This is a genomic window from Litorivivens lipolytica (assembly GCF_014191715.1).
Lineage (GTDB): Bacteria > Pseudomonadota > Gammaproteobacteria > Pseudomonadales > Spongiibacteraceae > Litorivivens > Litorivivens lipolytica.
Genome location: NZ_JACHWY010000001.1, coordinates 561,412 through 583,998, shown reverse-complemented (window position 1 = coordinate 583,998; position 22,587 = coordinate 561,412). Strand labels below are relative to the sequence as shown.

The 22,587-nt window shown below is 55.7% G+C and carries 17 protein-coding genes; 5 read left to right on the top strand and 12 right to left on the bottom strand.

The window, feature by feature from the left end; all coding sequences use genetic code 11:
- Nucleotides 1–27: 27 nt before the first annotated feature.
- The gene (ppsA, locus tag FHR99_RS02640; protein ID WP_183409000.1) at nucleotides 28–2,400 is read right to left on the bottom strand and encodes a phosphoenolpyruvate synthase; all 2,373 of its coding nucleotides are present in this window, start codon (nucleotides 2,398–2,400) and stop codon (nucleotides 28–30) included.
- A 104-nt stretch (nucleotides 2,401–2,504) separates the two neighbouring features.
- On the opposite strand from ppsA, the gene ppsR reads away from it, so the two are divergent.
- Nucleotides 2,505–3,326, top strand: a complete 822-nt coding sequence (gene ppsR / locus FHR99_RS02635; protein ID WP_183408999.1) for a posphoenolpyruvate synthetase regulatory kinase/phosphorylase PpsR — start codon at nucleotides 2,505–2,507, stop codon at nucleotides 3,324–3,326.
- Nucleotides 3,327–4,472: a patatin-like phospholipase family protein gene (locus FHR99_RS02630; RefSeq protein WP_183408998.1), complete on the top strand. Its 1,146-nt coding sequence runs from the start codon at nucleotides 3,327–3,329 to the stop codon at nucleotides 4,470–4,472.
- 7 nt (nucleotides 4,473–4,479) lie between these two features.
- Here the strand turns inward: FHR99_RS02630 and FHR99_RS02625 are convergent, their stop codons facing one another.
- The 6 genes from FHR99_RS02625 to FHR99_RS02600 all read right to left on the bottom strand — a co-directional run bounded on the left by FHR99_RS02625 (nucleotide 4,480) and on the right by FHR99_RS02600 (nucleotide 13,367).
- Nucleotides 4,480–4,941: a YiiD C-terminal domain-containing protein gene (locus tag FHR99_RS02625; RefSeq protein ID WP_183408997.1), complete on the bottom strand. Its 462-nt coding sequence runs from the start codon at nucleotides 4,939–4,941 to the stop codon at nucleotides 4,480–4,482.
- On the bottom strand, nucleotides 4,941–5,909 hold the full coding sequence (meaB, locus tag FHR99_RS02620) for a methylmalonyl Co-A mutase-associated GTPase MeaB (protein WP_183408996.1): 969 nt from the start codon (nucleotides 5,907–5,909) through the stop codon (nucleotides 4,941–4,943). The genes FHR99_RS02625 and meaB overlap by 1 nt, the downstream gene beginning before the upstream one ends.
- A 181-nt stretch (nucleotides 5,910–6,090) precedes the next feature.
- Nucleotides 6,091–8,256, bottom strand: a complete 2,166-nt coding sequence (gene scpA, locus FHR99_RS02615; protein WP_183408995.1) for a methylmalonyl-CoA mutase — start codon at nucleotides 8,254–8,256, stop codon at nucleotides 6,091–6,093.
- A 30-nt stretch (nucleotides 8,257–8,286) separates the two neighbouring features.
- Nucleotides 8,287–8,697: a methylmalonyl-CoA epimerase gene (gene mce, locus FHR99_RS02610; protein WP_183408994.1), complete on the bottom strand. Its 411-nt coding sequence runs from the start codon at nucleotides 8,695–8,697 to the stop codon at nucleotides 8,287–8,289.
- A gap of 74 nt (nucleotides 8,698–8,771) precedes the next feature.
- Nucleotides 8,772–11,615: an ATP-binding protein gene (locus FHR99_RS02605; RefSeq protein WP_343067342.1), complete on the bottom strand. Its 2,844-nt coding sequence runs from the start codon at nucleotides 11,613–11,615 to the stop codon at nucleotides 8,772–8,774.
- Nucleotides 11,616–11,657: 42 nt separating this feature from the next.
- Entirely contained in the window at nucleotides 11,658–13,367 is a 1,710-nt protein-coding gene (locus tag FHR99_RS02600) for an acyl-CoA carboxylase subunit beta (protein WP_183408993.1), read from the bottom strand.
- A gap of 338 nt (nucleotides 13,368–13,705) precedes the next feature.
- Between FHR99_RS02600 and pabB the strand changes: the two genes are divergently transcribed.
- Complete coding sequence (gene pabB, locus FHR99_RS02595) at nucleotides 13,706–15,052, top strand: aminodeoxychorismate synthase component I (RefSeq protein WP_183408992.1); 1,347 nt, start codon at nucleotides 13,706–13,708, stop codon at nucleotides 15,050–15,052.
- Between the two features lie 23 nt (nucleotides 15,053–15,075).
- On the opposite strand, the gene thrH is transcribed toward pabB, so the two are convergent.
- The 3 genes from thrH to FHR99_RS02580 form a co-directional block, all read right to left on the bottom strand.
- The gene (gene thrH, locus FHR99_RS02590) at nucleotides 15,076–15,696 is read right to left on the bottom strand and encodes a bifunctional phosphoserine phosphatase/homoserine phosphotransferase ThrH (RefSeq protein WP_183408991.1); all 621 of its coding nucleotides are present in this window, start codon (nucleotides 15,694–15,696) and stop codon (nucleotides 15,076–15,078) included.
- An 85-nt stretch (nucleotides 15,697–15,781) separates the two neighbouring features.
- Entirely contained in the window at nucleotides 15,782–16,756 is a 975-nt protein-coding gene (gene cysB, locus FHR99_RS02585) for an HTH-type transcriptional regulator CysB (RefSeq protein ID WP_183408990.1), read from the bottom strand.
- Nucleotides 16,757–16,890: 134 nt separating this feature from the next.
- Nucleotides 16,891–17,790, bottom strand: coding sequence for a 5'-nucleotidase (locus FHR99_RS02580; RefSeq protein ID WP_183408989.1), 900 nt, complete (start codon nucleotides 17,788–17,790; stop codon nucleotides 16,891–16,893).
- Nucleotides 17,791–17,943: 153 nt separating this feature from the next.
- Between FHR99_RS02580 and alr the strand changes: the two genes are divergently transcribed.
- Both alr and FHR99_RS02570 read left to right on the top strand, forming a co-directional pair.
- Nucleotides 17,944–19,005: an alanine racemase gene (gene alr / locus FHR99_RS02575; RefSeq protein ID WP_183408988.1), complete on the top strand. Its 1,062-nt coding sequence runs from the start codon at nucleotides 17,944–17,946 to the stop codon at nucleotides 19,003–19,005.
- 17 nt (nucleotides 19,006–19,022) lie between these two features.
- The gene (locus FHR99_RS02570) at nucleotides 19,023–20,204 is read left to right on the top strand and encodes an EAL domain-containing protein (protein WP_183408987.1); all 1,182 of its coding nucleotides are present in this window, start codon (nucleotides 19,023–19,025) and stop codon (nucleotides 20,202–20,204) included.
- 14 nt (nucleotides 20,205–20,218) lie between these two features.
- Here FHR99_RS02570 and FHR99_RS02565 read toward each other — a convergent pair whose 3' ends face one another.
- Both FHR99_RS02565 and FHR99_RS02560 read right to left on the bottom strand, forming a co-directional pair.
- Nucleotides 20,219–21,553 carry an alanine/glycine:cation symporter family protein gene (locus FHR99_RS02565; RefSeq protein WP_425488612.1) on the bottom strand — a complete coding sequence of 445 codons (1,335 nt, stop codon included), beginning with the start codon at nucleotides 21,551–21,553 and terminating at the stop codon, nucleotides 20,219–20,221.
- Nucleotides 21,554–21,570: 17 nt separating this feature from the next.
- Nucleotides 21,571–22,587, bottom strand: coding sequence for a pyridoxal-phosphate dependent enzyme (locus FHR99_RS02560; protein WP_183408985.1), 1,017 nt, complete (start codon nucleotides 22,585–22,587; stop codon nucleotides 21,571–21,573).

Below are 22,587 nucleotides of genomic sequence, written 5' to 3'. Positions count from 1 at the left end.
TTCTGGTCAGCACCGGCTAGCTACAGCTTACTTGGCGAGTTCCTCGCTAAGGAACATCCAGGTTTCCAGCACAGAGTCCGGGTTCAGCGACACACTGTCGATACCCTGCTCCACCAGCCACAGCGCAAAATCCGCGTGGTCGGAGGGCCCCTGACCACAGATGCCAATGTACTTGCCCTGTTTCTTACAAGCCTGAATGGCGTTTTTCAGCAGAACTTTCACCGCATCGTTGCGCTCGTCAAATAGGTGAGCTACCAGACCGGAATCGCGATCAAGCCCCAGCGTCAGCTGAGTCAGATCGTTCGAACCGATGGAGAAACCGTCAAAGTACTCCAGGAACTGGTCGGCCAGAAGCGCGTTAGCCGGCAGCTCGCACATCATGATGACCTTCAGCCCGTTCTCACCACGCTTGAGACCATTCTCTTCCAGCAGTTCGATAACCTGCTTGGCTTCGCCAACGGTACGCACAAAGGGCACCATAATCTCAACGTTAGTGAGCCCCATTTCGTCGCGCACTTTCTTCAGCGCACGGCATTCCAGACGGAAGCATTCGCGGAAGGAGTCTGAGATATAGCGGCCAGCACCACGGAATCCCAGCATGGGGTTTTCTTCGTCCGGCTCGTACAGAGTTCCGCCAATCAGGTGAGCGTACTCGTTGGATTTGAAGTCGGACATCCGCACGATAACGCGCTCGGGATAGAAGGCACCGGCGATAGACGCAATACCTTCAACCAGCTTCTCGACGTAGAAATCCACTGGCGAGGGGTAACCGGCGATGCGGCGTGCGACCGCCTGCTGCACATCTCTCGGCAACTCCTCGTAATCCATCAGCGCTTTCGGATGCACGCCGATCATACGGTTGATGATGAACTCCAGGCGCGCCAGACCCACACCGGCATTCGGATAAGCCTGAAAATCAAAGGCGCGGTCCGGGTTGCCCACGTTCATCATGATCTTGAAAGGCAGCTCGGGCATGGCCTCGAGTTCATTGCGGCTGATATCAAAATCCAGACAGCCTTCATAAACCAGACCGGTATCACCTTCGGCGCAGGAGACAGTCACTTCACGACCGCTGGTCAGAACCTCGGTAGCGTCGCCACAACCGACTACCGCGGGAATACCCAGTTCACGCGCGATAATCGCCGCATGGCAGGTTCGGCCGCCGCGATTCGTAACGATAGCCGAAGCCCGTTTCATGACAGGCTCCCAGTCCGGATCGGTCATGTCGGTGACCAGTACATCCCCTTTTTGCACTTGATCCATCTCTGACAGATCAGCCACGACCCGAACCGGACCACTGCCTATTCGCTGCCCAATTGAGCGCCCTTCACAGATAACCTTGCCTTTTTCTTTCAGCAAGTAGCGCTCCATCAAGTTGGCAGATTCCTGACTTTTTACGGTTTCCGGGCGAGCCTGGACAATAAACAGCTTGCCGGTATCACCGTCCTTGGCCCATTCGATATCCATTGGACGCTGATAGTGCTTCTCGATGATCAGAGCCTGCTTAGCCAGCGCCATGACTTCGTCGTCAGTAATACAGAAACGGTTGCGATCAGCCTCTTCGACCTCCACGGTTTCAACCGATTTGCCAGCCGACGCCTCACTGCCGTAAATCATCTTGATAGCTTTGCCACCCAGATTACGACGCAACACGGCGTGTTTGCCCTGCTCCAGAATCGCCTTGTGCACATAAAACTCATCGGGATTAACCGAACCCTGCACCACGGTTTCACCGAGGCCGTATGAGGCAGTAATAAACACCACACCGTCGTAACCGGATTCCGTGTCCATGCTAAACATCACACCGCTGGCACCGATTTCAGAACGGACCATGCGTTGAATGCCCGCAGACAGAGCAACATCTGCATGCTCGAAGCCTTTGTGCACGCGGTAAGCGATAGCGCGATCGTTATACAGAGAAGCAAAAACCTCTTTGATCGCAATCTTGACGTTGTCCAGCCCGCGAATATTCAGGAAGGTTTCCTGCTGACCGGCGAAAGATGCATCAGGCAGATCTTCTGCCGTCGCAGAGGAACGCACGGCGACCGCAATTTCCGCGTTACCTTCCGCAAGTTCTTCAAAAGCCTTGCTGACAGCGGCGTCCAGTTCTGCGGGAAAGGGGGTATCGATAATCCACTGTCGGATATCCTTGCCCGTTTCGGTCAGGGTTTTTACGTCATCGACATCCAGCCCTTCGAGGCGCTGTTTGATGCGCTCGTTCAGACCACTCTGCTGAAGGAAATCCCGGTAAGCTGAAGCAGTCGTCGCAAAGCCGCCGGGAACGGATACGCCAGCGCCGGACAGCTCGCTGATCATCTCACCCAACGATGCGTTTTTGCCGCCCACACGCTCGACATCATCCATGCCAAGCTCTTGAAACCAAAGAACGTATTCAGACAAAACGGGTTTCCTCTAGTGAATAAGGTACGTGGTTTAAAGATCGCGTATGATACTGGAATTCGGACATAAATTCGCCCCGTAAGAGGCCCCGTATTGTGACAGAAATGACCAAAAGAACGGCATTCTTCATCTCTGACAGCACCGGTATCACCGCAGAAGCTCTCGGCAGCAGTCTACTGGCCCAATTTGAGGGCCTGAAATTCGAGCGAGTCATCCTGCCCTACATCGACAATGCCGAGAAAGCCCGGTCGGCGGCCGAAAAAATCGACCGCGTGGCCGCCCGTGACGGCACCCAACCGATCGTTTTTGACACCATCGTGAACGAGGAAGTTCGCAGCATCATCAAGGCCAGCGCCGGTTTTACCGTGGATATTTTGGCAACTTTTCTCACACCACTCGAAGAAGCCCTCGGCACCAAGTCGTCGTTTACCGTCGGTGGAGCCCACAGTGTTTCCAGCGAACCGGACTACAAGTACCGGATCGACGCTGTGAACTACGCGCTCGACAATGACGATGGCGCCAAAATTGACCGTTATCATCAGGCCGAACTGATTCTGGTTGGCGTGTCCCGCAGTGGCAAAACCCCCACCAGCCTGTATCTGGCTCTGCAGGCCGGGGTATTTGTCGCCAACTACCCCCTGACCGAAGATGACCTGGATAATGGCCGCATTCCCAAGCCCTTGGCGCCTTTTCGGGACAAGCTCTACGGCCTGACCATCAAGCCGGACCGGCTGGCGACCATTCGCACCGAACGGCGCGCCAATGCCCGTTATTCCACGCTCGCCCAGTGCGAATATGAAGTGCGGCAGGCAGAAATTATGTTTAACCGCTTCGGTATACCCTATATTGAATCTACTCATGCCTCGATTGAGGAGATTGCCACCCGAATTCTGGTGGGGGCAGGACTGCGGGGACACAGCAAGTAGATGCAGCAAGAAGCCAAATACGATACCGCCCTGATTCTTCCCGGCGGCGGTGCCAGAGCGGCCTATCAGGTCGGCGTTATTAAGGCCCTCGCCACCCTTCACGGCGACCGCCAGTACAACCCATACCGCATTCTGTGCGGTACTTCAGCCGGGGCTATCAATGCCGTTGCGCTGGCCAGCAAGGCAGAAAACTTCTCGAATGCCGCTGACTGGCTCGAATCTTTGTGGACGGCTCTAAGCACCGATCAAATTTACCGCTCAGACTGGCTGGGAGTGATGAGCAACGCCTGGCGCCTGCTGCTGTCCCTGTTTAACTCGGGTATTGCGGTTGGGCGACCCGTAGGCTTGCTGGATAACTCACCCCTGCGGGAATTGCTGAAACAAAATCTCGATATTGCTGCCATCTCGGAGAACATCAACGCGGGACACCTAGATGCGTTGAGCGTTACCGCGATGGACTATACTCAGGGTGTCTCCATCAGCTTTTTTCAGGGCGGACCCGAGCGTGCCGGTTGGCAGCGCTGGCGCCGTCAGGGTGTACCAACGCCCATCGATATTGCCCATGTGATGGCATCCACCGCCATACCGACCATCTTTCCGCCGCAACGGATCGGCCGCAATTACTTTGGTGATGGCGCCCTGCGTCAGCTCACACCTATTAGCCCCGCCCTCCACTTGGGCGCTGAGCGCGTGCTGATCATTCCGGCCAACGGTCACCGCAAAGAATACCGGCGGCCGTTGCAGAAAATTCAGTCACCCGCCTTCGGTCAGATTATAGGCCACTTGCTGAACAGCGCCTTTGTCGACAGTATCGAGACCGATATCGAGCGTCTTGAACGGATCAACCAGCTGATCCGGCTGATGCCGGAACAGGAATCCTTTACTGAGCATCAACTGCGCCCGATAGAGGCACTGGTGATTTCACCCTCGGAAGATATCGATGCAATCGCCGATGATTTCCTGCGCGAGCTTCCGCGCAGTATCCGCACTTTTTTCAGGGGGAATGCCGGTCGCAGCGCCGGTGGGGTAAACGTGGCCAGTTATCTGCTGTTTACCACTGCATTTAGCGAGCGACTGATTCAGTTGGGCTACAACGATGGCATGGCGAATATCGAGGAATTGCGGCGCTTTGTGTATGGAGACTAGCCGCTCGTTATAGATTGGGAGCCAAGCCAATAATAGCGTACAACCCCTTAAAGCTGACCGCAGGTTTACCGTCCTGCAGCACTTGAGTGCGCAATTCGATCTTCGCCTTGCCGCGCTCATCAAAGTGCTTAAAAAAGCTATCCCAATCGGCTTCTTCCACCGGGATAGACGACGCCACAATATCGGTGGGCACCGGTGCCAGATACTCAATCTCACCCTTGGCCACCACAATATTGGGATCAATACCTCGCTCACGGCAGCGCAGGTAAACCATCCCCCACCCCGCCATCACAGCCACCACATAAAGGCTGCCACCAAAGGCGGTGTGCTTGTCGTTAATGCTTGGGCCGAGTGGTGCTCTCAGTGTCAGCGAGGCGCTGTCGTAATCTGCGACTTCAATTTCCAGCGCCCGCGCAGTCGGCAGATGGGTTTGAACAAACTCGGTAAGCGTGTGGGCAACGTCTTTCATCAATTCGCCTTGAACAAAAGATCAATCAGCAATTTCGCCGCCAGATAGGGCGTGGTTTTGCCCTCGGTCACCTGACGATCCAGCTCCGGCATCTGCTGCTTCACTTCCAGGTTTTGCTTCAGCTTGAGGTCGAGCATTTCGTGCAGCAGTTTATGCATCCATTCCTGGGCCTGACGGGCACGCTTTTCGTGGAAGGCATTGTTCTTAATCGCGTCGATCTGAAAGTCTGAAATCATGCCCCAGACTTCCTCGATATTTTCCTTTCGAAGCGCGGAGCAGGTTTTAACCTGAGGCGTCCAGAAGCTGGTATGACGCAGCAGGTGCAAGGCATTCTGATAATGGCGCCGGGTTTGCTGGGCCATGTTCAGGCTGTCGCCGTCAGCCTTGTTGATCACCAGAGCATCCGCTAATTCCATGATGCCTTTCTTAATGCCCTGCAGCTCGTCACCGGCATTGGGTAGCATTAGCACCATAAAGAAATCGACCATGCTGGCGACTTCATACTCGGACTGACCGACGCCGACGGTTTCAACCAGAATCACATCGTAGCCGGCCGCTTCACAGAGCAGCATAGTTTCGCGGGTTTTCAGGGCTACACCACCGAGCGCACCTTCTGAGGGCGAGGGCCGGATAAAGGCATTGTCCATCCGAGACAATTCTTCCATCCGGGTTTTATCCCCGAGGATAGAGCCGCCAGCGATGGGCGAGCTGGGATCAACCGCCAGCACGGCGACTTTCTTACCCTGCTCGATAACGGTCTGCCCGAAGCTTTCAATAAAGGTGGATTTGCCAACCCCGGGGATGCCGGTAATACCGACGCGAATGCTGTTGCCGGTATAGGGCAAAACAGCTTCCAGCAGTTTTTGGGCCTGTTCGCGGTGTTCAGCTTTTTTGCTTTCTACCAGCGTAATGGCTTTAGCGAGAGCGCGGCGGTTGCCTTGGCGGAGTTGGTCTACGTCGATCGACATGGATATTGAGACTCTGATTGGAAATAGTGGGTCCGATTAGAGTCCGTCATTGCGAGGAGTGAAGCGACGAAGCAATCTCCTGCTGCGGAGCCAATATAACGAGATTGCTTCGCTGCGCTCGCAATGACGACGGACGTCGGAGCCCCCTTTTTAGTCAGGAACCCCGACACAGGGGGCAAACTCAGCCCTTATAGTTCGCGTTAATAGCGTCCAGCACTTCGCGAGCCGCTTTCGGAATCTGGGTTCCGGGCCCGAAGATGCCTTTAACGCCTGCCTTGTTCAGGAAGTCATAATCCTGACGCGGGATAACGCCACCGGCGACGACGATAATATCGCCTGCGCCCTGCTTCTTAAGTTCTTCGATCAGCGCAGGTACCAGCGTTTTATGACCGGCGGCCTGAGACGATACACCCACGACGTGAACGTCGTTTTCAATAGCCTGCTTGGCCACTTCTTCCGGCGTGGAGAACATGGGTGACAGATCGATATCAAAGCCGACGTCGGCGAATGCGGTGGCAATCACCTTGGCGCCACGATCGTGACCGTCCTGCCCCATTTTGCAGACCAACATACGCGGGCGACGACCGTGCTTCTCAGTGAAAGCCTCGATATCGCTGGAGATTTCGTTCCAGTTGTCGTCGTTCTGATAGGCGCTGCCGTACACACCGGATACCGTTTGAGCCTGCGCATTGAAGCGACCGAATTCGCGCTCCATGGCAAAAGAGATTTCACCTACGGTAGCACGAACGCGGGTGGCTTTCACCGCCAGGTCCAGCAGGTTGCCTTCACCGGAAACCGCGCACTGATAGATGGCTTCAAGGGCATCTTCCACCGCCTTTTCATCGCGTGAAGCGCGGATACGCTCCAGCGCAGCGACCTGAGACTTGCGGACTTTCTCGTTATCGATATCGAGAATATCCACGTCGTCTTCTTTTTCGAGACGATACTTGTTCACGCCGACGATAACGTCTTCGCCACGGTCGATACGGGCCTGCTTGCGAGCCGCAGATTCTTCGATGCGCAGCTTGGGCATGCCGGTTTCGATGGCCTTGGCCATGCCACCCTTCTCTTCAACTTCCTGAATCAGCTCCCAGGCTTTTTCAGCGATGTCGTTGGTCAGGGATTCCATCATGTAAGAACCGCCCCAAGGATCTACCACCTTGGTGATACCGGTTTCTTCCTGAATGATGAGCTGGGTGTTGCGGGCGATACGGGCGGAGAATTCCGTCGGCAGCGCAATCGCTTCATCCAGTGCGTTGGTGTGCAGAGACTGGGTACCGCCAAACACCGCCGCCATCGCTTCAATGGTGGTACGCACCACGTTGTTGTAAGGGTCCTGCTCGGTGAGCGACCAGCCAGACGTTTGGCTGTGGGTGCGCAGCATTTTCGACCGCGGGTTCTTTGGGTTGAATTCGCTGACAATGCGAGCCCACAGCAGACGAGCGGCGCGCAGTTTCGCGATTTCCATGTAGAAGTTCATGCCGATGCCCCAGAAGAAGGACAGGCGGCCCGCGAACTTATCGATATCCAGACCGGCAGCCAGTGCGGTACGGATGTACTCTTTACCGTCAGCCAAGGTGTAGGCCAACTCCAGCGCCGCATCGGCACCGGCTTCCTGAATATGGTAGCCAGAGATGGAGATGGTGTTGAACTTCGGCATGTGATCCGACGCATAGGCAATGATGTCGCCGATGATTTTCATCGACGGCTGCGGCGGATAAATGTAGGTGTTGCGCACCATAAACTCTTTCAGAATGTCATTCTGAATGGTGCCGGACAGTTGCTCCTGCGAAACGCCCTGCTCTTCCGCCGCTACGATATAACCCGCCAGTACCGGCAGTACCGCGCCGTTCATGGTCATAGAGACAGAGACTTTATCCAGCGGAATACCGTCGAACAGCACTTTCATGTCTTCAACGGAATCAATCGCCACACCGGCTTTACCCACATCACCGGTTACCCGCGGATGATCCGAGTCATAGCCGCGGTGAGTTGCCAGATCGAAGGCCACGGATACACCCTGACCACCAGCGGCCAGCGCCTTGCGGTAAAAGGCGTTGGATTCTTCCGCCGTAGAGAAACCCGCGTACTGGCGAATCGTCCAAGGACGACCGGCGTACATGGTCGGCTGCGGGCCGCGAATAAAAGGCTCCATGCCGGGCATGGTGTCGGTGTACTCGAGGTTCTCGATGTCTTTCTTGCTGTACAGCGGATTGACGTCGATGCCTTCCGGGGTGTGCCACACCAGATCATCCAGGCTCTTGCCGCCCTTGCTCATCTGCTTGTTGGCCATCTCTTCCCACGCGTCGCGAGACGCCTCGGGTGCTTTGTAGTCTTTGTCTGCCATGTGCTGTTACCTGTCAGTGTGCTGCTTGCGTCAGTGATCGTCGCCGGGCTGGTTAATTTCTACCAGCACGCCGTCGCAGCTTTTCGGGTGAATAAAGATCACCTTGGAGTTGTGGGCACCGGGGCTCGGCTCATCAGAAAGAAACTGATAACCCTTGGCTTTCAGGCGGGCAACATCTTCTTCGATGTTGTCGCTGCGAAAGCAGATGTGGTGCAGGCCACCCGGCTTTTTCTCCAGGTATTTGGCGATCGGGCCTTCACCGTTCAGGGGGTGAACCAGCTCGATGCTGGTGGGCGGTACCGGAAAGAAGGCAGTGGATGTCTTCGCATCCTGAACGTCTTCAGTCCCTTCAAAATTCAGCTGAAAATCTTCCTTGAAACGCGCAATGGCCTTTTCCAGTTCGGGAACGGCAATGGCGATATGGTCAAGTGCGGTAATCATAGGGTCACCCTGTGTACAACAGTCGTTTGAGGTGTAAATCCGGCGGGCACCTGAACACAGGCGCCCGCCTTAGATCAGCCGATGGCGTTCAGAAAATCAGCGGTTTTCGCCTGACGGCGTTTGGCGATATCTTCCGGCGTTTCAATAACGATTTTCTCGTCCGGCGTCACCTTGAACAGCGGCTGACCTTTCTTGATGATCACACCGTCACCGTCGATCAGGCACTTGTCGATGGTGCCGGAGAATGGCGCCACGACCTTGTTGAACATCTTCATAACTTCAACAATGTAGAGCACGTCGCCCGCCTCGAAGTGATCGCCCTCGTTCACGAATACATCCATGCCCGGCGCTTCGCGCGGGTAGAACATACCGCCGCTGGCGGCGAGGATTTCGTCGGACTTGGCGGCCGGCGGCGGCACCAGTACCTTGGCCATGCGATCCTGCAGTTCTTTCTCGGTCAGACGATCCGGGATGGTGATGCTCAGGTCCGCATTGACTTTCAGGTCGTGGAACTTGGTCTTGCGCGCCACATAACTCAGCACAGACAAGAGTTCGGTGCCCGCCTGATAGCCCGCGTGCGCCTGTTGAACTTCGGCCCACTGCTTCTTGGTGATGCCTTTCGGCGCCTTGTCGGAAGCCAGCGCTTTCTGGATTTCCGCGAAGTCTTCGGTGCCCAGTTTTTCCTTCAGGCTGGCGTAGAAGCTCAATGCAGCCTGCAGCACTTCATTGTCGTGATCCCAGATCATGTAACGGGCCGGTTTACCGGGCTCGTAATCCATGTTCAGGAAGTGATACAGCTCAGCCAGCAGTTCAATCGGGTTAACTGACCACTCCACCGATTTCTTGCTGATCTTGACCACGTCTTTGTGTGTGCTCAACCAACCAGACAGGTAGTGCGGCTCACTGAAAAGACGCTCCAGCGGGCGTGTAATCAGCAGTTGCTTCATATCCAGCGCCGTAGCCCAGGCCTTGGCGGTTTTGGCATCGGCGTCGGCAAGGTACTTCTGCTTGATCTGACCATAAGCAAAGTCCAGATCGATCTGAGACGTCGCTTCTTTCAGCTCACCCACCGCAGTCAGGTAAGGCACGATAAAGCGCGTGCTGGGACGGGCATTGATGCCGTTGCCTAGGAACCAGTAAACCAGACCGTAATGGAACTGCAGGTTGGTCGCCAGATCCTTGCCGCGCAATTCAGTGCGACGCAGGATTTCAGCCAACTTGGTGTAGCTGTCCAGACGGTTCTGACCGGTGGTCAGCAGCAGCGCAATGTTGGAGTCGTAGGCGCCAGCCAGGTGGTACTTCATGAACACATCCGTATCCGGGTTGTGCATGGAGATACCCTGATCGTCGCGAATCTCACCTTCCAGCGCGTCGGACCAGTATTCAATAATGCCGCCGGCGTGAGGCTGCAAAGCCTGGTTGGTGGCGTTCATACGAGCTTCGACAGATGCCGGCTCGCGTACCAGTCGCTCAGGCTTGGGCAGACGCTTGCCGTGACGGGCGATCAGCGCCATAACCTCAACCAGACTTTCCGCGATAAAGTAATCGTTCGGGTTGTCGGGGTTGGTGAACTTCAGCTTGTAGCACAGCTCGGTAACGCGGTGTTCAACCTGAATCCGGGTGTTCATTTCCATGAAGTAGTGAGCTTCACCGTCGACGATACACTCGAAGGTTCCGACAGAATCCAGCTTCACCGCTTCGCCGAAAATTGCACCCTCTTCTTCCATCTTGTTCAGGATTTCGAGGTCTTTCTTCAGCTGAGTGACTTCGGCACGGCGACCCGCAGCGCTGGCTTCTTCAATTGCCGCTTCCAGCTCTTCGACAGTGACAGAGACTTCCAGCAGTTTCTGCTCGTGCATCTGCAGGGAGCAGTCACGACCACCCATGGTCATGCACCATTCGCCGTTACCCACCACCTGAATTTCCTGGTGACGAGTGGTATCGATGTTCATTTCGATCAGGACGTTTTTGTTGTCGCCCACACCGTTGGTTTTCAGCTCGATCAGACATTCCAGGACCAGCGAAGGTACTTTCGCCGCAGCCTGCTCAACGCGCTCTTCCAGGGTCTTGCCCTTGTAAGAGTTGGCTGATTGCAGGATACGCTGACCTTTACCACCGCCACCGGCGATAGCTTTCAGACGGAAGCGGTTGTTGGGCTTTTCAGCCAGCATGCGCTTGGCTTCAACTTTCAGCGCTTCGCCGATGTCTTTGGCATCAATGATGTCGATACCCGCATCGTAGGAAGCGTGCAGCAGGGCCAGAGCCTTGTCTTCGTCATCGGCACACTTGCTGAAATCCACTTTCAGCTTGTGATCCTTGGCGCATTTTTCCAGACCGTCTTTGCCGTATTTGGCAAACAAAGCCAGGCTGGTCGCGTTATTCACACCGGGAGTTACCGATACGCCAGTGGCCAGTGCGGTGCGCTTGGCCTGATCCTTCATGCCCGCCGCTTTCTGGGTGTAGGAGCAAGGGCCGATAAAGTTGAGCCCGGCCTCTTCCATGGCTTCAACCATTTCCGCGTCTTCCGACATAAAGCCGTAGCCCGCAAAGATGGAGTTGTAGCCGTTGTCTTTGGCGATGCGGACAATCTGCTGAATGCGCTTGGTCCGCTCTTCCTTGTTGGCACCCGTGTAGTCAGGTACACGGTGAACGCGGTCCGGGTCGGTCAGCTTGCGCAGTTCCGGCGCCAGTGCGTTGGTGTAGGTAATGGAGTCTTTTTCCGACAGCAGAATGCCGTAACCGTTGATACCCATTTCATCAAACACATCCATGGCTTCCTTACGGATCGGACCACGGCAGATGATAAGTGGCTTCAGGTCTTCGCAGGAAAAGCTGCGCACCCACTCAGACGAGGAGTTGGACAGCTTGCGATCCGCGTGAATCCACGGGTTGTTCAGATAGTAGTTGTTGCTTTGCACGAGTGTGTTCCCCTTGTAATCCGGTTTGTCTTAACAGCGACGTCAGTGGAATTCGCGTTGCGGTCCGCCCATGGCTTCGGGCTTGTAGCTCGCCATATGCAGCTGCAGCTGCTCGGCGATGACCTGTCGCAGATCCGACGGCATGACAATCTGTGAAATGGAGCCGAGGCTCAGGGCCTCGTTGGGGTTCATCAGCTCGCGCTCGTAGCGCTGAGCCAGCTGGGCTTCTTCGGCTTTCTGCCAGGCAGCCACTTCGGCCTTGGCATCTTTCTCTGAGAGACCCTGTTTCATGGCCTTGGCCACGCGATCTTTCAATGTACCGCGAATGGCGCGCAGCTCATCCTTGTACACGTACTCAACACCGGCCGGGCCCATAACCGCAAGGCGGGTGGTCGGCAGCGCGCAGACAAAGTCAGCGCCCGTTGGGTAGTTGTTAAAGGAGGCGTAGGCACCGCCAAAGGCGTTACGGATAATAATCAGGAAGCGCGGGGTGCGCAGATCGACGATGGAGTCGAGCATGGCGCGACCGGCCTGCACAATACCGCCCTCTTCCTGCTCGCGGCCCGGCAGAAAGCCGGTGGTGTCTTCCATAAACATCACAGGGATGTTGTAGACGTTACAGAAGCGGATAAAGCGGGCGTTTTTGTAAGCCGCTGCAATATCAATCTGACCGGAGGCCACCGCCGAGTTGTTCGCCACAAAGCCAACCACGTTGCCGCCTATACGGCCGAAGGCAGTAATAGTGTTGCGGGCACGCTCGGGTTGCACTTCGAAATAGTCACCGTGATCACACAGCTGCTGGATGATAATGCTGATATCAAACGGCGTGTTGAAACCGGTGGGGCTGTTGAAGGATTTTTTCAACAGCAGGTCGATGTCCCAAGTTTTACGGCTGATCGGGTCAGAGGTCGGCTGGAACGGCGCCTGCGAGGCATTGTTGTTCGGCAGGTAGTTCAGCAGCTGCTTGACCTTGTTCAGGGCCGCCACTTCGTCGGGGACCACAAAGTCGGTCACGCCAGACTGGGAGTGAACCGAGGGGCCGCCCAGCTCGTCAGCGGTAACGTCTTCACCCAGAACCGACTTAACAACACCGGGGCCGGTCAGACCGAAGAAGGTATCGTTGGGCTGAACCACAAAAGAGCCCTGACGCGGCAGGTAGGCACCGCCACCGGCGTTATAGCCGAACATGCACATAATTGACGGTACAACACCGTTAATACGACGCAGCGCAGTAAAGGCTTCGGCGTAGCCGTCCAGACCACCCACACCGGCGGGGATATAGGCACCGGCCGAGTCGTTCATGCCGACCAGCGGAATACCCAGCTTGCCAGCCAGCTCAAACAGGCGAGCCAGTTTGCTGCCGTTAGTGGCGTCCATGGAGCCGGCGCGCACGGTGAAATCGTGACCGTAGATCGCCACATCGCGACCGTTAACCTTAATGATGCCGGTAACCAGCGAGGCACCGTCGAGGTTTTTACCCCAGTTCTGATACAGGATCTTGGGCTCGGAATCCGGGTCTTTCAGCACCTGAATGCGTTCCCAAACGGTCATGCGCTTTTTCTGGTGCTGTTTCTGGACGCTTTTTACGCCAGCGGCCTTATAAGGGAGCTGTAACAACTCGTGACCCATCATCAGGGTCGTTTCGTAAAGGCCGGGGTCGTAATCGAGCTGGCCGGGGACGGTGAATTCCACGTCCTTGGACTGCTCAAACGGGTTTGTCAGTGTCGGGGCGATCTGCGATTTTTTTGTCATGCTTCCTGTCTCAGCAACTAAAGTTGAGGCGTGTTTAAGCAACTGACGATGACGGCGGGTTGGATTCAGATAAGCAGAGCTCACTTATCTGCCGCTGTATTGGTGCGCAGCGGCCCACTCTTTTGAATCGAAAGTTGACAAAGAACACTTTGCATTCAAGGGCTTAAGCCCGTGTTCTTCGGCTTCAGGCGGGCGACAACATTAATTGCATAGGGGGTCAGTGTCAATGTACAAAGCGGACACTAAATGTTGTCTAATACGTTAATCCCGCTGGATTTCAACAACTTGCGCTCGATACAATATCGCCCCGCAACTCAACAGAGCTGTCCCTTTTCACTATGGCGCCATTCACGGTCCGCGAACTGACCTATCAGTCCGACAGCAGCCAGCTCTTTGAGCGCGTGCGCGACCTGCCCTGCCCGGTCTTTCTCGACAGCGCCTGGCCGTACTCGGAACGCGGCCGCTATGACATTATCAGTGCAGCCCCGATAGGAACGCTTTTTCTATCAAAAACAGACACTAGTAGCAATTTCAAAGAATCTTTCGAGAAGATTTCAACGCTCTTGAAAGGGCTAAACCCGGCAACGCTCACTATTGACCTGCCCTTTTCCGCCGGCCTGATCACCAGCCTCGGCTATGACGGAGGCCGCTATCTGGCCAACGTCGGCAACCAGCAGAGCAGTTATCGGCTACCCGATTTCTACGCCGGGCTCTACAGTTGGGCTTTTGTAGTCGATCACCATAAAAAACGTCGCTGGCTGGTTAGCCACCCTGACACGCCAAGCGAATTATTGCAGGACATCGAAGCGCGCCTAGCAGAGGACGAGAAGGCTCGCTCCACCACGCCTTTTAGACTGAAATCTGAATTTGAAACCAATTTAAATTCAATTGATTACAATACACTTTTCAAGCATGTTAAAAGCTATATTCGGGCGGGTGACAGCTATCAAATCAACCTAGCCCGCCGTTTTCAGGCCACTTGCGAAGGGGACGCCTGGCAGGCCTATCACCAGCTGAGGATGGTCGCGGCTGCGCCCTGGTCTGCATTTCTGGAACTGCCCGAGAGCCAAATCCTGTGCCTGTCACCGGAACGCTTTATTCAGGTTCAGAATGGGCAGGTCAGTACCGCCCCCATCAAAGGCACCGCGCCCCGCTCGCCCATCCCGGATAAAGATCGGGCTCTCGCTGAGCAGCTCGCCCACAGCGAAAAAGATCGTGCCGAGAATTTGATGATTGTCGACCTGCTGCGCAACGATCTGGGACGCTGCTGTGAACCGGGCAGTATTCGAGTGGACAAACTGTTCGAACTACAGAGCTTTCAGACGGTTCACCACCTCGTCAGCACCATTAGCGGCAAATTAAAAGCAGGTAAAACCGCACTGGATTTGCTCGCGGCCAGTTTCCCCGGCGGCTCGATTACCGGTGCGCCCAAGCGTCGTGCCATGGAAATTATCCATGAGCTGGAACCCCACGATCGCTCAATCTACTGCGGATCTATCGCCTATCTGGATATTAACGGCTCGATGGATAGCAATATCGCGATTCGCACCCTGCTTTGCGAGGCGGGCAAGATCTATTGCTGGTCGGGCGGCGGGATTGTGGAGGACTCCGAAGCGGAAGCGGAGTTTGAAGAGACCTGGAACAAAGTCGGGGCCCTGCTTGAGAGTTTGCGGGTGATGGGTTGAGCCCCATCACCCTGCTCGACCACTTACAGCGACAGTTCGCGGTTTGAGGCTTTCAGAAACTCTTTCTTGAGATCTTCATAGGTGTGCACCGCCGGGTATTGCGGGAACTCGGCAATTACATTGTCCGGCGCATGAAACAGAATGCCCGCATCGGCTTCGGCCAGCATGGTCGTGTCATTGTAGGAATCACCGGCGGCAATGGTGCGGTAGTACATGCTCTTGAAACCGACAATGGCCTGACGCTTGGGATTGGCCTGACGCAGCTTGTAGTCGGTAATGCGTCCGCTGTCGGCATCCACTTCCAAATTGTGGCAAAGCAGCGTCGGGTAACCCAGCTGGGCCATCAGCGGCTTGGCAAACTGATAGAAGGTATCGGACAGAATCACCACCTGAAAACGCTCACGCAGCCAGTTGGTAAACTCGGCAGCGCCTTCCAGCGGTTTCATGGTGGAGATCACTTCCTGAATCTCGTTCAGACCCAGCTTGTGCTCGTCCAGCAGGCGCAGGCGCTGTTTCATCAGCACATCGTAGTCGGGAATATCGCGGGTGGTGGCCTTAAGCTCTTCAATGCCGGTGCGCTCGGCAAAGTCGATCCAGATTTCCGGTACCAGTACCCCTTCAAGATCAAGACAGGCTATTTCCACGTCGATAGTCCCCTAGCTGAAAAGGCCTGCACTCTACCCAGTTCGCCGGGTGAAAGCAACGCAGAAGCGGGACTCAGCGCCCGCGCTAGTAGACGGGTAGCTCGATATGGGAAAACAGCTCTTCGATTTCTGACTTGCTATGGCGGCGATAGGCTTCGTCCACCAGATCGCGGGTCAGATGCGGCGCGAACAGCTCGATAAACTCATACATAAAGCCGCGCAAGAAGGTGCCGCGCCGAAAACCGATCTTGGTGACTGAGGCATCGAACAAATGGCTGACGTCCAGCGGCACCAAATCACTATCCAGCTCCGGGTCGTAAGCCATCTTGGCGACAATTCCGATCCCCAGCCCCAAACGGACGTAGGTTTTGATGACATCCGCATCCGCCGCTGTGAATACCACCTTGGGCGACAGACCTTCTTCAATAAACGCCTCATCCAGCTTCGAGCGACCGGTAAACCCGAATACATAGGTCACGATCGGAAACTCCGCCACATCACTCAGCTTGAGACGGGATATCTGGGTCAGCGGGTGATTTCGCGGCACCAGCACCGTACGGTTCCAGCGATAACACGGCATCATAATCAGGTCACTGAACAGCTCCAGCGCCTCCGTGGCTATCGCAAAATCCACAGTACCGTCAGCCGCCAGCTCGGAAATTTGCAGCGGTGTGCCCTGATGCATATGCAGGGACACATCGGGATAGCTGGCCATAAACTCGCGAATCACTGGCGGCAGCGCATAGCGCGCTTGGGTATGGGTGGTGGCAATCGACAGCGCCCCTTTGCGCTCGTCGCTGAATTCCTGCGCAACCTGCTTGATGCCTTCAACCTTGCGCAGCACCTCGCCCGCTGTCTTGATGATGGCTTCACCCGCCGGAGTGATATGGGTCAGGTGCTTACCGCTGCGGGCAAAAATTTCGACGCCCAGCTCGTCTTCGAGCAGGCGAATCTGCTTGCTGATACCGGGTTGAGAGGTATAGAGACTCTGCGCTGTCGCAGAGACGTTTAAATCGTGGTGGGCAACTTCCCAGATATAGCGCAATTGCTGGAGTTTCATAGGGTCTCGATATAGATGACGTCTCGATTATTCTGAACTCACAACCTGATGGCAGTTTAGTACAGGTATAACACGCTTGCCGCTTATAACCTTAGAAAAGTTTTTATCGCTCCGGCTTATTACCGAAAGAAAGCTCAATCATTGGCGACACCGTGGGGAACATGGCCTGTCGCCACGTGCTGGCTGGCTGACTGGCAATGCGAGGCCTGATCGTCGAAAAAGACGTCGGCCCCATAGGCCTGCAGAAAGTCGCCCTTGTCCAGTCCGCCGAGAAACAGGGATTCATCAATGCGGATATTCCAGTCCCTCAGCGTCAGAATCACGCGCTGGTGGGCTGGCGCGGATCGGGCAGTAACTAGGGCGGTACGAATCGGCGCCTGATCTGGTGGAAAGCTGCTCTGCAAGCGGTTCAATGCAGCGAGAAAAGGCTTAAAGGGTCCACCGGAAAGCGGGGTTTTCGCCGCAGCGCGCTCACTGGCAGCAAAAGCCTCCAGCCCCCGCTCCTTGAAAATACGCTCAGCCTCATCGGAAAACAGCACCGCATCGCCGTCAAAGGCAAAGCGTAGCTGATCCGATTCCTCCACTGCCCGCTTGCTCCGCGGCAGCAAAGTCGCAGCAGCCACCCCATTATTCAGTGCGTGACGCACATCATCCGCGTGGGTCGACAAAAACAGGTGGCAACCAAAGGCAGCGATATAGCGATAAGGGCTGTCGCCACCGCAGAAGGCTGCACGGGATATTTTCAGACCGTAGTGCTCGATGGAGTTAAAGACCCGCAATCCGGTATCCGCCGAATTGCGCGATAGCAGAATCACTTCAACGCGTTCTTCGCCAAGCCGCTCATTGATCTTCAATAATTTCTGAACCAGGGGGTAGGCCTCACCGGGCTCGAGAATCTGCTCTTCGTGATCAATCTGGTATTGCTGATAGGCCTGAAGACCGGACTCCTCAAAAACCCGATGACTCTCATCCAGGTCGAACAGTGCTCTGGACGAAATAGAAATAACCAGCTTTTCTTCAAAACCCTTTGGCATGATCGACCGCCCAAATAGTGGTATTTTTTCCCGTTAAAACGCTAGCATAGCTATTTTATCTCCCACTTTAAATGAATCTCGACGGTGGTGCTTGCAGTCCCCTGTCGCGCAGGGTAATTTGCCGAGGCAGTTATAGCGCGGATGCACAGCTTCATGGACTACACGGCTTGGGCCGACATTGATCTTTCTGCCCTGTCTCACAACCTCTCTCAAGTGCGTCGATGCGCCCCCCATTCCCGCGTAGTGACCATGATCAAGGCTAATGCTTACGGTCATGGGCTAGCTGAGGTCGCCCGGCATTTAGACGGCCTCGCAGACAAACTCGGCATCGCCCGGTTTAGCGAGGCTCAACACCTTCGACAACAGGGTATAGCAACGCCTTTATTGCTGATGGGCACTCTGCTCTCTGCCGAAGCCCTGCGCTATTGCGCCGGGAATCAGATTGCCGTCGCCGTACACACGCTTGATCAGGCGCGCTTGATCGCTGGGCTCGATACGCCTATGGAGCTCTGGCTTAAAATCGATACGGGAATGAACCGGCTCGGCCTATCACCTGAGGAAGCTCTAGAGGCCTACCACCTGCTCGCGCATCCGGATCAAGGGCACCAACTTCTGCTGATGACCCATTTTAGCAGTGCCGATGAACACACTCCCGCCACTGCCAGCCAGATTCACAGCTTTGACCATGTCGCTCAGCAAGTGGCTGACCTTCCCGCCAGCCTCGCGAATTCTGCAGCGATCATCACCCAGCCGAAAAGCCACCGCGACTGGGTACGCCCCGGCATTATGCTCTATGGCTCCAATCCAACAGACCAGCCTATCGACCTGAAGCCCGTGATGACGCTTAAGGCCAAAATTCTCGCCATCAAAGAGGTAGGAGCTGGCAATAGTGTGGGCTACAACCGGAGCTGGACTGCGAAAGAGAACAGTACGATAGCCGCACTGGGCATCGGCTATGGTGACGGATACCCACGACAGCTACCAAATGGCACGCCGGTGCTGGTCAATGGGCAGCGTTTTCCCATTGTCGGGCGCATTTCCATGGACATCTGCAGCATTGACATTTCAAGCGCTACATTACAAATTGCGGTAGGTGATCACGCAACACTTTGGGGAGAAGGGCTATCGGCTGACGAGATTGCTAGCAGAGCCGGCACCATAAGCTATCATCTATTTACCGGCGTCACGCCTCGCGTACCCCGGCATTATCGCTGACAAACAACCGGATCATTATGGATCTCAAGCAGTTCTTCCCGCATTACCAGCCGATCGTCGATATCTATACCGGGCAGATTGGTGGTTATGAAGCGCTGGCACGCTGTAAAACCAAAGACGGAAGCATCATCAGCGCATGGCCGTTCTTCAACGATGAAGGCATCAATGCCGACGACAAACTCACCGTAGACCGTCATATTCGTGCCACCGCACTGGCGACCTTCGCAACGCGAACCGGCGGTGAGTTTATCAGCGTGAATATCTCACCCTCCTTTATGAAACCCGGACGCACCGACCTCGGTGAAAACACGCTGGCCTTACTGGATCGCCTCGAGTTGCCGCCCTACAAGGTGGTGACAGAAATCATGGAGTCGCCGGGGAAACGGAAGTCAGTGCATGTACTGGCGAAGCGCTTTCGCGAAGCGGGCTTGCAGGTGGCAATAGACGACTTTGGTGCAGGCTACTCGCACATGGAGCGATTGTTTGACCTGCGCCCCGATTATCTGAAAATCGATATGAATCTGTTCCGCCTCGCATCCAAAGGCGGTGTGCGTGCGGACTATCTCCAAGCCTTGCGCTACGTAACCGAACGCAACAACATCAAAGTTGTTTGCGAAGGCGTCGAAACCGAAGACGAGTTTATGTTCGCCGTCGATTGCGGCGCCCGTTACATTCAGGGTTTTCTCTTTTCCGGAGCCGAGCCGAATATTCTGCCTGCTGATAAGTTCACGGACGACGTCAGCGCGCTGCGCCAGCGCTATCTGGCGCAGAAGTCAGAAAGCCGCAAGCGCGCGGCCTTGCATCAGGCGGAAGTTAACGATGCGATTCTGGCGCTCAAAGAACTGATCTTGGCGGAAGACCTTAGCAAAGTTGAAGTCAATCGATTGCGCAGCTTGGGGATATTGCGATTCTTCGTCTGCCGCGCCAATGGTGAACAGGTGTCATCGAACTACAACGTGCTGGATCGCTTGACTATCGACCGGGCATTTTGTGGTTTTAACTGGAGCACCCGACCCTATTTCCCAGAATTGATTGCCCGTCGTGACGCAGGCACACCGGACGACTACATTATCCACTCATCGACTTACAAGGATCAGGAACGGCAGGAATTGTGCCGCACCTATGGCATCAATCTGAGCGCCAACCACCTGTTACTCGTCGACGTCAGTGAGAGCGACCTCGTATCCTACGTTAAGTAACGGTAGAACCGAGCTCAGCGCGCTGCCCGGTATTCCCGGGTCAGCCTGAACACCACCGGGCTCAATAGCAGCAGCGCCACCAGATTCGGCAATGCCATCATGGCATTCAAGGTATCGGCCACCAGCCAGATCATTTCCAGATTCGCCAGCGCACCGAATGGCACCGCACTCACCCACAATATGCGAAACGGCAGTTCGGCTTTCACCCCAAACAGGTAAACCACGCAGCGTTCGCAGTAGTAGCTCCAGCCAAGAATGGTGGTAAAGGCGAAAAGCACCAGACCAATCGACACCACATATTCACCGCCCGGCAGTAATTGATCAAAAGCCATTGCCGACAGCGCGGCGCCATTTTCGCCGCTCGTCCACGCGCCGCTCAGCAAGATAACAAAACCTGTGATACTGCAAACGATCAAGGTATCGATAAAGGTACCGAGCATGGCAATCATGCCCTGCCCTACGGCACTGTCCGTTTTGGCAGCCGCATGAGCGATAGGCGCACTGCCCAGCCCCGCTTCGTTACTGAAAATACCCCGGGCCACACCAAAGCGAATCGCAGCCCAAACCGCTGCGCCGGCAAATCCACCGGTGGCCGCCGTGCCCGTAAACGCCGATTCAAATACCAGAGCGATTACTCCCGGCAGCTCGCCCAATGAAGAAATAACGATGATCAGTCCAGCCAACAGATACAGGGCCGCCATCAAAGGCACCAATACACCGGCAACCTCAGCAATACGCTTTACGCCACCCAGTACAACCGCCGCAACGGCTATAAACAGACAGATGCCCGTTATCCGCGCGTCGATGCCAAAACTGCTGTCCAGTGCGTCGGCTACCGAGTTGGCCTGCACGCCATTGCCGATGCCGAAACCCGCCACCGCACCAAACAGGGCAAATGCAACCGCCAGCCAGCGCCAGTTTTCAGACAGGCCGTTTTTGATGTAGTACATCGGCCCGCCACTGAAATTGCCATTGGCATCACGTTCGCGGTAATGCACAGCGCAAACCGCCTCTGCATATTTTGTCGCCATGCCAACCAGCGCGGTGCACCACATCCAGAACAAGGCACCCGGCCCACCCAAAGCGATAGCGGTTGCAACGCCCGCAATATTCCCGGTGCCGATGGTGGCTGACAGTGAAGTCATCAAGGCCTGAAAAGACGAGATATTGCCGTCGCTATCCGTATCTTTTTTGTCGAATAGCATACGAAAACCGCGACCAATGTTGCGCAGCGGCATAAAGCGGAGCCCCAGCATCAGGTACAGGCCGGTGCCCAATATCAGCGCCAGCATGGGCACACCCCACACCCAGCCGTTAATTGTGGCTACCAAGCCTTCCAGTGTCTGCAGCATGAGGTTTCCTGTTGTTATGGATTATTGATTTTCAGCGCTGGCGCGAGCTGGTCACGCTGGGGGAATAAGCCGAAGGTGCCGCCGGTATGAACAAATACAATGTGTTTGCCCTGCAAACGGCCGGCACGGTGCTCTGCAATCATGCCGTGAAAGGCCTTGCCCGTGTAGACAGGGTCCAATACCAGGCCTTCCATGCGCGCGAGCAGGCTGATGGTTTCGAAGATCGCTGCGTCTGCGATGGCATAACCCGCGCCAACATAGCCGTCGATCACGCGGGTATTGAGGCGAGCGGGATCAAAGTCCGGCTGGTAGCGCTGGCTCCAATCACTCACATCCTGATTTACCTTGTTCAGGAACCAGGCCTCATCATCGCAAACATTGACGCCCCAAACCTGAGACTTCAAACCGAGCAAATGAGCGCCCAGCGTTAGGCCTGCCTGGGTGCCACCGGAACCCGTGGCACAGACAATGTGCTCGGGCGCAATGCCAAGCCGCTCAAAATCATTCTGCAATTCCCGTGCGGCTAGCAGATAGCCCCACACACCAATGCCGTCTGACGCGCCGGTTGGAATAATAAAAGCGGGATGACCGGAATCGCTGCTGCGCTGTCTGGCAGATTCCAGCAGGGAGTCGAGATTTTGCTGGTAGTGACGGGCCGGGTGAAATTCGATACTGGCACCGGCCAACTGATCCAGTAACAGATTACCGTCGGCAACCTCGGGTTCAGTGCCGCGCAATACCAGATGGCAGCGCAGACCCAGCTGCGCGCACAGAAGCGCCGTGGCACGGCAGTGGTTAGATTGCACCCCGCCACAGGTAATGATGGTATCGCAACCCTCTTCCATAGCCTGCGCCAGCGTGAATTCGAGCTTGCGAACCTTATTGCCGCTGAGCACGCTGCCAGTCAGGTCGTCGCGCTTGACCCAGATTCGCGTGCCGCCCCCCAACCACTCGCTCAGGCGATTAAGAGGCTGGAGGGGCGTTGGCAGTTGAGCCAGGGCAAGCCTGGGTGGCAGCGGCGGCAACGACAC